Genomic DNA, 12,528 nt, shown 5'->3' with positions numbered 1-12,528 from the left:
CCGGCATGCGCCGAGCCGTCGTCACCACCACCGCCACCGCCGCGGGAGTCGTCCTGCTGCTCTCGCTCAAGCCGCACGACGGCGGCAGCGGCCCCGTCCAGGCGGTCGGCACCGGGCCGGAGAACGGCGGGTCGGCCGCCCCCGCCTCCACCGGACGGTCCGTCACCGGGGACGCGGCGAACACCCGGTACGGGCCTGTCCAGGTGAAGGTCACCCTGGACGGCACCCGGATCACCGGGATCGACGTGGTCCAGTACCCCTCGCACGACCGCAGGGACCAGGAGATCAACAGCTACGCGCTGCCGCTGCTCAACCAGGAGGCGATCGCCGCGCAGAGCGCCGACATCGACGTCGTCTCCGGCGCCACCTACACCAGCGACGGCTACACCGAGTCGCTGCAGAGCGCCCTCGACAAGGCGGGCGCCGGCCGGTGATCCGGGGCCGGGGACCGGCCTCGCCTCGCTCACCCCGGCCGGGGGTACCCGACCAGCAGCCGAGAAGCACGTCAAGGGCCCGGGGCGGCGCCCCGAGCCCTTGACGGGAGCTGGTGCTACTTCTTCTTGAGCGTCGGCAGCATGACCAGGCCGGCGATCACGAAGAAGGAGACGATCGGCAGGACCACGAACAGGCCCAGGGTCTGGGCGACGCTCAGGCCGGTGCCCGGGTCGTCGCCGTCGTCCCGGACCAGCGCCATGGCGGGCGACGACATCAGCATCATCAGCGTGGCCGCTGCGGAGACCGCACCAGCGCGCAAAGCGTTCCTCTTGTCCACGTTTCCCAAGGTACCGGCCGCTTATCGTGCCTCGCGCGCCGGGGTGCGCCTTCCGGCGTGTTGGGCGAGCACCTCCACCAGACGGCGGGTGCCGGGGGCCGCGGCGAGCTGGTCCAGGGTGACCGGCGTGCCGCCGCGGTCGGCGACCGGCAGGCGCCAGTTCGGGTACTGGTCCCAGGTGCCGGGGAGGTTCTGCGGGCGGGGGTCGCCGACGGTGTCGGGCAGCCAGACCCCGACCAGCTCCGCCGGGGTGGCCCGCAGGAAGGCGTACAGCGCCTCGGGGGTGAGCTGCTCGCCGGCGGCCAGCAGGCCGAGCCGGGTCAGCTCGGTGCGCCACTCGGCGAGCTCGGCGGCGGCGTCCGCCTGTTCCTCGCCGAGCGCGCGGGCGAGCAGGCCGAGCCGGTGGCGGAGCTCGACGTGCTCGCCGGAGAGCCGGGCGGCGGTGGACGGCAGGTCGTGGGTGGTCAGGGTGGCCAGGCAGCCGGAGCGCCAGCGCTCGGGCGGCAGGATCTCGCCGCCGTCCTGCCAGTCGCGCTCGAACCAGAGCACCGAGGTGCCGAGCACGCCCCGCTCGGTGAGCTGCTCGCGGACCCCCTTCTCGACCGTGCCGAGGTCCTCGCCGATCACGTACGCGGACGCCCGGTGGGCCTCCAGCGCGAGCACGCCGAGCATCGCCTCCGCGTCGTAGCGGACGTACGCGCCGTGGGTGGGCGGGTTGCCGTCCGGCACCCACCAGAGCCGGAAGAGGCCCATCACGTGGTCGATCCGCAGCGCGCCGGCGTGCCGGGCGGCCGAGCGCAGCAGCTCGGCGTACGGGGCGTAGCCGGCGGCGGCCAGCGCGTCGGGGCGCCACGGCGGCAGGCCCCAGTCCTGGCCGTGCGCGTTGAAGGCGTCCGGCGGGGCGCCGACGCTGATGCCGCGGGCCAGGACGTCCTGCAGGGCCCAGGCATCAGCACCGGCGGGGTGGACGCCGACCGCGAGGTCGTGGATCAGGCCGACCGGCATGCCGGCGTCCTCGGCGGCGTGCTGGGCGCCGCCGAGCTGCTCGTCGACCAGCCAGGCGAGCCAGCGGTGGAACTCCACGCGGTCCGCCGACTCGGCCCGGGCGGCGGCGACGTGGGGGTCGGCGGGGTGCCGCAGGCCCTTCGGCCAGGCGTGCCAGTCGGCGCCGTGCCGCTCGGCGAGCGCGCACCAGGTGGCGTACTGCTCCAGCCAGTCGCCCTCGCGCTCGACGAAGGCGCGGTAGGCGGCCTCCCGGCCGACCCCGCGCGGCACCCGGTGCAGCTCCTCCAGGGCCTCGCGCTTGAGCGCCCAGACCGCGTCCCGGTCGATCAGGCCGTCGTGCTTGAGCACCTCGTCGCGCAACTGGGCGCCGCGGCGGGTCAGTTCGCGGACATCGGCGTAGGCGTACTCGGGGACGGCCTCGACCCGCAGGTGCACCGGGTCGGCGAAGCGGCGGGAGGACGGGCGGTACGGGGACGGGTCCGAGGGGGCGCCCGGCATGCCCGAGTGCAGCGGGTTGATCTGCAGGAAGCCGGCGCCGAGCTCGTTGCCGGCCCAGCTGGCGAGCTCGGCGAGGTCGCCGAGGTCTCCCATGCCCCACGAGCGCTCGGAGAGCACCGAGTAGAGCTGGGCGAGGAAGCCCCAGCTGCGGCCCTCGGGTTCGGGCAGCCGCTGCGGGGCGACGATCAGGGCGGCCCGCGAGGTGCGGCCGCCCACCGCGGCGGTGAGGGTGTGCCGGCCGAGCGGCAGGTCGGCGGGCAGCCAGTGCGAGTGGCTCCTGGGCAGCGTCCACTCGCCGCCCTGCTCCAGCTCGACGCTGACCTGGGCGTCCGCCGGGACGTCGAGGGCGGTGCGCCGGCCGGCCCGGACGACCACGGTGGGCGGCAGCAGGCGGGCCGCGGCCTCGACCCGGTGGCGCTCGAGCTCGGCGCGGACCGCCTCGGGGGTGCTCGCGTCCACGCCGAGCGCGGCGAGCACGGCGACCAGCACCGCGGGTGCGACGGGGACCGGCCCGCTGCCGGGGTCGTAGCTGCTGTCCACGCCGTGGGCGTGGGCCAGCGCCACCAACTCCGGTGGAGCGGGCGGATTGTCCTCCGCCGGCACCTGCTCGCTGCCGGCCTGGTCGGGATCGAGGTATGCGGCCACTGCGCACTCCGTCCAAAGACACCGTGAGACACCTATGTGCGAACAGGCACAGTCCTACCCGCCACCGACCCGCCCGACCCCGACCGACACGGCCGCGTTCGACCGGGATCGGATACCGACATACCGGGCATAGCTGTCACCGGCGTTGACAGTGGACGGGCCACCTGATGGGCTGGGTCGGCCGTGGAGCGAAGTGGGTCGGCAGGGGCCGGCAGGGGCGCCGCTGAGCTCGGCTTTCGGGTGCGAGGAGGCTCCGTGCAGGCTCGGGTGTCGGTGGCTGCCGGTCGGCGGCTCAGGCAGCAGATCGAGCACAGCGCAGCCCTGCGCGACGTGCTCGGCCACCCCGCCGCGCTGGCGGCGCGGCGCACCGCCGCGCGGACCGCCCGGCAGCTTGCCCCGCGCGCGGCGGACCGCTTCATCGCCGACATCAAGGGCACCACCCCGCTGCTGGCCTCGGTGCGCGCCGAGCGCCGCGCCGGACGGCGGTCCACCACCCTGCAGCTGGCGGCGACGCTCTCGGCGGCCGCCGTGGTCGGCGGCCTGCTGGCGAGCACCCCCGGCTACGCGGCGCCCGTCCGGGGCGGCCGCGCGGTGAGCACCGCCCCGGCCGCGGCGGTTCCGCTCGGCACGCTGGCCGACCCGCAGGTCTTCCCCCGCCCGCAGCACCTGCAGCGGGCCGGCCGACCGGTGACCGTACCGCGCACCGTGCAGCTGGTGCTGGCCGACGGCGCGGACGGCCCGGCCGTCGAGGTGGTCCGGGAGCTGCTGGCGGACGCCGGCGCGACCGAGGTGACCGCGGTGCCGGAGGCCCCGGCGCCGACCCCCGGCGCGCTGGTGGTGCACGTGGGCGGCCCGCGCGAGGGCGCCGGCGGCCCCACCGACCGGGCGCTGCGCGAACTGGCCGCCGCGGCGGGCGGCAAGGACTACGCGGCGCCCTCGCTGGACGGCATGCCGCCCGGCGGGTACGTGCTGAGCGCCGGGCAACTCCCGCTCGCGGGCGGCGGCTCGTACGGCGTGGTGGTGCTGGCGGGCACCGACGGCGCGGGCACCTTCTACGCGGCGCAGAGCCTGCGGCAGCTGCTCGCCCCCGTCCCGGCCGGCCAGGGCCAGCTCGCCGAGGCGGGCAAGGGCTTCCCCGGCGTGGCGGTGCGGGACTGGCCGAGCGGCGCCCCGGTGCGCGGCACCGCGGAGACTTTCTACGGCACCCCGTGGACCGTCGAGCAGCGGCTGGAGCTGATCGACTTCCTCGGCCGGACCAAGCAGAACCAGTTCCTGTACGCCCCCGGCGGCGACCCGTACCGGGTGCAGAAGTGGCGCGACGCCTACCCGGCCGCGCAGTTGGACGAGCTGCGCCGGCTGACCGCGCGGGCCCGGGACAACCACGTCACCGCGGCGTACTCGATCGAGCCGGGGCAGTCGTTCTGCTTCACCTCCGGCAAGGACGTGGACGCGCTGGTGGCGAAGCTGGAGTCGCTGCGGCAGGCCGGGTTCCGGGCGTTCCAGCTGCAGTTCCTGGACGTCAGCTACGACGAGTGGCACTGCGGCGCCGACCGCAAGGCGTACGGCACCGGGCCGGCGGCGGCCGCGAAGGCGCAGGCCGCGCTGGTGGCGAAGGTGCAGGAGCGGCTGACGGCCGGGCACCCGGAGCTGGCACCGCTGTCGGTGGTGCCCACCGAGTACCAGAAGCAGGGCGCCTCGCCCTACCGCTCGGCGCTGGCGGCCGCGCTGCCGCAGGGCGTCCAGGTGGTGTGGAGCGGCGGCGGGGTGATCCCCCAGCAGGTGACCGGCGGCCAGATCGCGGACACCGCGGCCCTGTTCGGCCGCTCGCTGGTGACCTGGGACAACTACCCGGTGAACGACTCGGCGCCGGACCGGCTGTTCCTCGGCGGCTACGCCGGGCGGGAGCCGGACGTGGCCAAGCGCTCGGCGGTGCTGCTGACCTCGGCGATGAGCCAGCCGTCGGTGTCGCGGATCCCGCTGGCCACCGCCGCCGACTTCGGCTGGCAGCCCGAGGGCTACCAGCCGCAGGACTCCTGGCGGGCCGCGCTGCGCGCCCTCAGCGCCGACCCGGCCGAGCTGGCCGCGCTCACCGCGCTCGCCGGCAACAGCTCCTCCTCCCCGCTCAACCGCACCGAGTCGGCGTACCTGGCGCCGCTGCTGGAGCGGTTCTGGGGCGCGCTGGAACCCGCCTCCGGCGCCGCGCCCGACCCGGCCCGGCTCAAGGACGCCGCCGCGCCGCTGCGCGAGGCGTTCTCCGCGATGGCCGACGCGCCGCGGGCCCTGGCCGGCACGGCGGTCGCCGCCGAGACCGGCCCGTGGCTGGACCGGCTCTCCGGCTACGGCCTGGCCGGCCGCTCCGCCGTCGACATGCTGCTCGCCCAGCGCGGCGGCGACGGCGCCACCGCCTGGCAGGCCCGGGTCGACGTCCGGCGCCAGCGCGAGCAGTTGGAGCAGGCACCGGTCACCGTCGGGGCCGGCGTGCTGGACCGCTTCCTGGAGCGGGCCCTGCAGGCCGCCGACAGCTGGTCCGGGATCACCGAGGGCGGGATCAGCCCCACCACCACGATGGCCGCCGCGCACGGCCACGGCCCCGCGCTGATGACCGACGGCGCGGCCGGCACCTTCTACTGGACCTCCGCGGCGCCGCAGACCGGCGACGCGATAGGGCTCGACCTCGGTGCGGCCCGCCCGCTCGGCCAGGTCACCGTGCTGATGGGCGCCTGGGGCGACGGCCCCGACGCGGCCGCCGCCGCGGACGACTACCTCCGCGACGGGGTGCTGGAGTACACCACCGGCACCGGCGGCTGGCAGCAGCTCGCCCGGGTGCACGGGCAGAAGAGCGTCAGCGTCGACGCCCCCGCGGGCACCGTCGCCCGGGCCGTCCGGCTGCGCGCCACCGGCGGCCAGAAGACCGCGGTGGCGATCCGCGAGTTCACCGTCGCCGCGCCGCAGGACACCCCCGCCACCGTCAGCGGCCCGCCCGCCGCGCCCGGCTCCTCCGCCGCCGCGGTGCTCGACGGCGACCCCGACACCGCGTACCGGGCCGCCACCGCGCCGGGCGCCGGGGACACCCCGCTCACCGTCGAACTCGGCAACGCCCGCCCGCTGGACCGGGTCACCGTGCTGACCGACCCGACCGTCCGGGCCACCGCCACCGCGCAGGTCCGCCGCGCGGACGGCCACTGGGACCCGATCGGCGAGGTCAAGCCCGGCTGGAACGAGCTGCGCGGCGGCGGCCAGCCCGCCGACGCGATCCGGCTGGTCTGGGCCGCCGGCGGGGAGCCGCCGGTGGTCAACCAGATCATCCCCTGGTACGCCGACGCGCCGGTCGCCCTGCTCACCCTCACCGAGTCCACCGTCGACGTGGTCGCCGGCGCCACCACCCCGGCGCAGACCCGCGCCGTCGTCGACTCCGGCCGCCCCGACCTGCTCACCGGCACGCTGACCGCCCAGGTCCCGGCCGTCGCCGCCGGGCTCACGGTGGCGCCGACCGCCGCCGTCAGCGTGGAACGCGGCGGGCGGTTCGGCGCGCCCGTGCAGATCACCGCGGCCGCCACCACGCCCACCGGCACCTACCGGGTGCCGCTGACCCTGACGGTCGGCTCGGTCGCCGTCCAGCAGGTGCTCCAGGTCCACGTGGTGCCGCCGACCGGCGGCGCCGACCAGGCCCGCGGCGCCACCGTCACCTCCTCCGGCGACGCCGGCCCGTCCACCCCCGCCTCGGCGCTGGTCGACGGCGACCCCAAGACCCGCTGGACCGCTCCCGCCAAGGACGACGCCTGGGTGCAGTTCGAACTGCCCTCGGCGGTCCGGCTGGGCTCGGCGGTGCTGCGCTGGCAGGAGGCGTACGCCTCGGCGTACCGGATCCAGACCTCGACCGACGGCCTCAGCTGGACGACCGTCGCCGCCGTGGACGACGGCCGGGGCGGCGCCGAGACGATCCGCTTCGACGCGCCGAACACCCGCTACCTGCGGATCCAGGGCGTGACCCGGGCGACCGCCTACGGCTACGCGCTGTCCGCCGTCGAGCTGTACGCCGTCACCCCGCGCTGACCCGTGGGGCGCCGGCCCGTCACGGCCGGCCGGCCCCGCCCACCAGGTCGAGGAGGGCCGTCAGGGTGTCGATCGCACCGGCCGCGGCGCCGGTGCGGTCCAGCAGGACGGCCTGCATCCCGGCCGCCCGGGCCGCGTCGACGTCCTCCAGCGGGTGGTCGCCGACGTGCAGCACCGCGCCGACCGGGACGGCCAGCCGCTGCGCGGTCACCCGGTAGATCCCCGGGTCCGGCTTGTGGACGCCGCACTCGGCCCCCCGGGTGACCACGGCGAAGACGTCCTGCAGGCCGAACCAGGCCAGGTCGGCGGTGCCGTTGGTGGTCAGCGCGAGCGGCAGCCGCGCGCCCAGCTCGGCCAGCACCTCGCGGGTCTCCGGGAACAGCCGGGTCGCCTCCGCCCGGACCCCGACGAACTCCTCGTACACCGCATCGCCCAGCCCCGGCGCGCCGCCCGCCCGGCGGACCGTCTCGACGAAGGAGGCCCGGCGGGCCGCCGCGTACCCGGCGCCCGGCATGGCGAGCGTCATCTCCTCGCGCACCGCCTCCAGCTCCGCCGGCGTGCGGGCCACGCCCAGCGCCTCGCGCAGCCGCCGCACGGCGTGCTCCATCGCGGGCCGGAACCCGGAGTCGAAGTCCCACAGGGTGTCGTCGGCGTCGAACGACACGGCGGCGACGGTCAGGGGCACGGGCGCTCCGTTCGGGGATGACGGCGGGCCGCCGGCGTCCCTGCGGCGGGGGCGCCGGCGGCCCATGAGGCGTACCGGACGGAGGTGTCTCGGGCAGGCCCGGGGGTCAGGCGGAGAGCGGTTCGGGTCGCTCGCCGCGGTGGGCGGGGTGCGGGCGGGTGAGCGGGGCCGGGAGGGCTCCGCCGTGGTCGGTATGGTCCCGGTGCTCGAAGTCCCGGAACTGCTCCAGGCCGCCGTACGGCTCCAGGTAGGGCCGCCAGCGCGGGTCCTTGATCCCGGTGCCGATCACCCGCCAGGCCAGCCCCGCGGGGGCCGCGGGCGGGTGCTTCATCCGCCAGCCGAGGTCGGCGAGGTGGCGGTCGGCCTTGGTGTGGTTGCAGCGGCGGCAGGCGGCGACGACGTTGTCCCACCGGTGCTGGCCGCCCCTGCTGCGCGGGATGACGTGGTCGACGCTGGTGGCGGCGGCCCCGCAGTACACGCACCGCCCGTGGTCACGGGCGAACAGGGCGCGGCGGGTGAGCGGGACGGGCCCGCGGTAGGGGACCCGGACGAAGCGGGTCAGGCGGACGACGGACGGCGCCGAGACGGCGCTGGTGGCGCTGTGCAGAGTGATCTCGGAGTCCTCGAGGCTGACCGCCTTGTGGTTGAGGACCAGGATGAGAGCGCGACGCATCGAGACCACCCCGAGTGGCTCGTAGGACGCGTTGAGGACCAGGACATGCGGCACGGTGGCCTCCTTGGACGCCTGCGACGCGTGGCTCGCGCCGGGACGAGCGGGTGGACCACGCCCTGGCGGCGTGATCTCCCCCAGTGTCGCCTTACGCCGTCGTAGGACGCCACCATTTCTCCGTGAACGGACTGCGCGGCCCGGCGGCCCGGGTGTGCGTTCCGTCATAGGCGTTATTCCCTGCGGACGCGCGGCTTGCACCCGGAGCCGCTGGTGGGAGCCCCTTCCGGCGGTGCCGGAGGGCCGCTGACGGCGTGTCCGCCGTCCGGCGCCGGGCCGTTAGGCTGGGGCGATGCTCGCCGACTCCACCGCAGACAGCACCCCACCAGCCTTCGAACTGCCCACCAGCGCGGCCGACGTGTCCAGCACGACCAGGCAGGCGGCGAGCTGGCTGGACGACAACTGGCAGAGCTGGCTGGCCAGCGGTCTGCGGATCGTCTTCATCGTGGTGCTGGCCCTGGTGCTGCGCGCCGCGGTGCGCAAGCTGATCGACAAGCTGATCGCGCGGATGGCCCGGCCCGCCGAGGACGAGGCCGAGCTCGGCGTGATCGGCGGGCTGCTGGCCAACAGCGGCGTGGTCAACACCGAGCGGCGCCAGCAGCGCTCCGAGGCGATCGGCTCGGTGCTGCGCAGCGTCTCCAGCTTCACCATCCTGGGCACGGCGGCGCTGATGGTGCTCTCGGCGCTCGGGGTGAACCTGGCTCCGCTGCTGGCCAGCGCCGGTGTGGCGGGTGTGGCGATCGGTTTCGGCGCGCGCAACCTGGTGACCGACTTCCTGTCCGGGGTCTTCATGATCATGGAGGACCAGTACGGCGTCGGCGACGAGATCGACACCGGGGTGGCCACCGGCACGGTGCTGGAGGTGGGCCTGCGGGTCACCAAGCTGCGCGGCGCCGGCGGCGAGATCTGGTACATCCGCAACGGCGAGGTGAAGCGGATCGCCAACATGAGCCAGGGCTGGGGCACCGCGACGGTGGACGTCCAGGTCGGCTACAAGGAGGACCTGGCGCAGGTCGAGGCGCTGATCCTGGAGACCGCCGACCAGCTGTCCAAGGAGACCCCGTACGACGAGCTGGTGTGGGGCCGGGTGAAGGTGCTCGGCGTGGAGTCGGTGGCGGCCGACTCGGTGCTGCTGCGGGTCGAGGCGCGCTGCACGCCGGGCAAGGCGCCGCAGGTGTCGCGGGCGCTGCGGATGCGCCTGAAGGCGGCGTTCGACCAGGCCGGGGTGAAGCTCAAGGAGGAGACCGCCGCGGCGGCGGCCGCTCCCGCCGCTCCCGTCGCGGAGGTGCTGCCGCCCTCGGTGCTGGCCGACCCGACCTCGGCCCGCTCGCTGGCCGCCAAGCCGATACCGGCACAGGCCTCCGAATAACCGCACCGTAACGATGGCCCCGCTCGCACCGAGCGGGGCCGTTCGCGTTCTTGACACCACCACTCCCGGGATTGGAAACTTTCCTAACAGTTGGCCGAACCGGACCGGTGAGAGGAGTATCTGGCCGTGACCGAGAACCGCCGCACCACCCGTCCCCCGCTCGCCGGCACCCCGAGCCTGCTGCGCGCCATCAACGACCGCGCCGCGCTGGAGCTGCTGCTCGCCAACGGGCCGCTCTCCCGCACCCGGATCGGCAGCCTGACCGGCCTGTCCAAGCCCACCGCCTCGCAGCTGCTGGCCCGGCTGGAGGCGGCCGGCCTGGTCGTCCCGGTCGGCACCACGGCCGGCGGCCCCGGGCCGAACGCGCAGCTCTACCAGGTCAACCCGGCGGCCGGGTACGTCGCCGGCCTGGACGTGACCTCCACCCACGTGCGGGTGGCGGTCGCCGACATCACCGGCGCCACCCTGGCCGAGCACCGGGTCGCCACTGCCGGCTGGCCGGTCACCGGCACCGCCGCCGGCATCGCCGAGGCCGTCGCGCACACCGTCCGGCTGGCCGGGCTGCCCGCGGACGCCCTGCACGAGACGGTGATCGGCATCGGCGGCGCGCTCGACCCGACCACCGGCGAGCTCCGGTACGCCTCCCACCTGCCGGGCTGGCAGTCCCCCGACCTGGTCGCCGACCTGGAGGCGGCGCTCGGCGTCCCGGTGTCGATCGAGAACGACGTCAACCTCGCCGCGGTGGCCGAGCAGGCCCTGGGCGCGGCCGCCGACTGCGAGGACTTCGTCCTGCTCTGGGCCGAGGAGGGCATCGGCGCGGCGATCGTGATCGGCGGGCGGCTGCACCGCGGCTTCACCGGCGGCGCCGGCGAGGTCGGCTACATGCCGGTGCCGGGCGCACCGGTCGTCGACGACCTGCGCAAGGACGGCTCCGGCGGCTTCCAGGACCTGGCCGGCGAGCCCGCCGTGCTGGCGCTCGCCGCCGAGCACGGGCTGACCGCCGCCAGCGCCGAGCAGGCCGTCGCCCGGGCGGCCGCGAGCCCGGCCGGCGAGGGCTTCCTGCGCGCGCTGGCCGAACGGCTGGCGGTCGGCCTGGCCGTGATCGTCGCCGTGGTCGACCCCGAACTGCTGGTCCTCTCCGGCTCCACCCCGACCGCCGGCGGCGAGCGCCTGCGCGCCATGGTCGCCGAGGAGCTGGCCCGGATCTCACTGCCCCGGCCGGAGGTGCGCAGCTCCGCCGTGCCCGGTTCACCCGTCCTGCACGGCGCGCTCCAGCGCGCCCTCGCCACCGCCCGGGACGCGCTCTTCTCCACCCACTGACCCGACCGATGCACCACCGGCACCACCGCACCACGCTCCCGTCCCCCGCACACGGGCCGACGGGCCATGCCGCCTGCCCCCGTACTCCCAGGAGAGCCCCCAGATGGCCAGAAACAGCCTTCGCCGCGCGTCCGCCGCCCTCGTCTCCACCACCTGCCTGGCCGTCCTCGCGACCGCCTGCACCGGTACGGACTCCGGTTCCGCCGACGACGGTTCGGCAGCCGGCAAGGACGTCACCGTCACCTTCTGGCACGGCTGGAGCCAGGAGAACGAGGTCAAGGCGATCAACGACAACATCGCCGCGTTCGAGAAGAAGCACCCGAACATCCACGTCAAGGTGGTCGGCAACATCGCCGACGACAAGAGCGAGCAGGCACTGCGCGCCGGCGGCTCGGACGCCCCCGACGTGGTGTCCTCCTTCACCACCGACAACGTCGGCAAGTTCTGCTCCTCCAACGTGTGGACCGACCTGGCGCCGATGCTGAAGAAGGACGGCATCGACCCGGCCGCCACCTTCCCCGCCGCGATGCTCAAGTACAGCCAGTTCAAGGGCAACCAGTGCGCGCTGCCGCTGCTCGGCGACGCGTACGGGCTCTACTACAACAAGACGGCCTTCGCGGCGGCCGGCATCACCGCGCCGCCGAAGACCTTCAGCGAGTTCGAGGCGGCCGCGGTCAAGCTGACCCTCGCCGACGGCGACTCGTTCAAGCAGCTCGGCTTCATGCCGAACTACCACGGCTACGAGACCTCCATCGCGCACTACCTGGGCCAGTTCGGCTCCACGTACTTCGGGGCCGACGGCAAGTCGAACGTGGCCACCGACCCGACCGTCACCGCCGCGCTGACCTGGCAGAAGGCGCTGGTGGAGAAGCTCGGCGGGTTCGAGAAGCTGGAGAAGTTCCGCACCGGCTTCGGCGACGAGTTCAGCGCCAAGAACCCGTTCACCGCCGGGCAGGTGGCGATGGCCCTGGACGGCGAGTGGCGCACCGCCTCGCTCGCCGAGGACAAGCCCGACTTCGAGTGGGCCACCGCGCCCTTCCCGGTGCCGGACGACCAGGCCGCCAGCTACGGCCGCGGCTACCAGACCGGCACCATCATCGGCATCGCCAAGGGCAGCAGGAAGCAGACCGCCGCCTGGGAGCTGGTGAAGTTCCTGACCACCGACACCGACGCGGTGGTCTCCTTCGCCAACGCGATCCACAACGTGCCGTCCACCCTGGCCGCGCTCGACTCGCCGAAGCTGGACACCGACGCCGCCTTCCGCACCTTCGTCGACATCGCCAAGAACCCGAACTCCTCGACCACCCCGGCCTCGGTCAACGGCGGCGCCTACCAGGTCTCGCTGCAGAACCTCAGCTACGAGGTCGAGGCCGGCCGGCAGAGCGACCTGAAGGCGGGCCTGGCGGCCACCGCCAAGGAGATCGACGACGCGATCGACCAGGCGAAGTGACGGC

At 75.2% G+C, this 12,528-nt stretch carries 9 protein-coding genes; 5 read left to right on the top strand and 4 right to left on the bottom strand.

Going from position 1 to position 12,528, the window contains the following annotated elements; genetic code table 11:
• Positions 1-5: 5 nt before the first annotated feature.
• Positions 6-434 carry an FMN-binding protein gene (locus ABEB06_RS26315; RefSeq protein ID WP_345699361.1) on the top strand — a complete coding sequence of 143 codons (429 nt, stop codon included), beginning with the start codon at positions 6-8 and terminating at the stop codon, positions 432-434.
• 116 nt (positions 435-550) lie between these two features.
• Here the strand turns inward: ABEB06_RS26315 and ABEB06_RS26310 are convergent, their stop codons facing one another.
• Together ABEB06_RS26310 and malQ are read right to left on the bottom strand one after the other, a co-directional pair.
• A complete protein-coding gene (locus ABEB06_RS26310) occupies positions 551-772 on the bottom strand; it encodes a hypothetical protein (protein ID WP_345699360.1) in 222 nt (73 codons plus the stop codon).
• Between the two features lie 21 nt (positions 773-793).
• The gene (gene malQ / locus ABEB06_RS26305; RefSeq protein ID WP_425559704.1) at positions 794-2,920 is read right to left on the bottom strand and encodes a 4-alpha-glucanotransferase; all 2,127 of its coding nucleotides are present in this window, start codon (positions 2,918-2,920) and stop codon (positions 794-796) included.
• 255 nt (positions 2,921-3,175) lie between these two features.
• Between malQ and ABEB06_RS26300 the strand changes: the two genes are divergently transcribed.
• Entirely contained in the window at positions 3,176-6,973 is a 3,798-nt protein-coding gene (locus ABEB06_RS26300) for a beta-N-acetylglucosaminidase domain-containing protein (RefSeq protein ID WP_345699359.1), read from the top strand.
• 19 nt (positions 6,974-6,992) lie between these two features.
• On the opposite strand, the gene ABEB06_RS26295 is transcribed toward ABEB06_RS26300, so the two are convergent.
• A complete protein-coding gene (locus ABEB06_RS26295; RefSeq protein WP_345699358.1) occupies positions 6,993-7,658 on the bottom strand; it encodes an HAD family hydrolase in 666 nt (221 codons plus the stop codon).
• Positions 7,659-7,764: 106 nt separating this feature from the next.
• Positions 7,765-8,385 carry an HNH endonuclease gene (locus ABEB06_RS26290; protein WP_345699357.1) on the bottom strand — a complete coding sequence of 207 codons (621 nt, stop codon included), beginning with the start codon at positions 8,383-8,385 and terminating at the stop codon, positions 7,765-7,767.
• Between the two features lie 292 nt (positions 8,386-8,677).
• Between ABEB06_RS26290 and ABEB06_RS26285 the strand changes: the two genes are divergently transcribed.
• The 3 genes from ABEB06_RS26285 (at position 8,678) to ABEB06_RS26275 (ending at position 12,524) form a co-directional block, all read left to right on the top strand.
• Positions 8,678-9,754 (top strand): mechanosensitive ion channel family protein, encoded by a 1,077-nt coding sequence (locus tag ABEB06_RS26285; protein WP_345699356.1) that lies wholly within the window; start codon positions 8,678-8,680, stop codon positions 9,752-9,754.
• Between the two features lie 126 nt (positions 9,755-9,880).
• Positions 9,881-11,074: an ROK family transcriptional regulator gene (locus tag ABEB06_RS26280; protein WP_345699355.1), complete on the top strand. Its 1,194-nt coding sequence runs from the start codon at positions 9,881-9,883 to the stop codon at positions 11,072-11,074.
• A gap of 103 nt (positions 11,075-11,177) precedes the next feature.
• Positions 11,178-12,524: an ABC transporter substrate-binding protein gene (locus ABEB06_RS26275; RefSeq protein WP_345699354.1), complete on the top strand. Its 1,347-nt coding sequence runs from the start codon at positions 11,178-11,180 to the stop codon at positions 12,522-12,524.
• Positions 12,525-12,528 lie beyond the last annotated feature (4 nt).

It is taken from the genome of Kitasatospora terrestris (assembly GCF_039542905.1).
Lineage (GTDB): Bacteria > Actinomycetota > Actinomycetes > Streptomycetales > Streptomycetaceae > Kitasatospora > Kitasatospora terrestris.
The sequence above is the reverse complement of the archived record's forward strand: the minus strand, read 5'-3'. Positions and strand labels throughout refer to the sequence as shown.

What these genes read in the sequence shown, in the direction of transcription:
- ABEB06_RS26315 (WP_345699361.1), top strand. Translation starts at nt 6, where the DNA reads ATGCGCCGAGCCGTCGTCACCACCACCGCCACCGCCGCGGGAGTCGTC.
- ABEB06_RS26285 (WP_345699356.1), top strand. Translation starts at nt 8,678, where the DNA reads ATGCTCGCCGACTCCACCGCAGACAGCACCCCACCAGCCTTCGAACTG.
- ABEB06_RS26275 (WP_345699354.1), top strand. Translation starts at nt 11,178, where the DNA reads ATGGCCAGAAACAGCCTTCGCCGCGCGTCCGCCGCCCTCGTCTCCACC.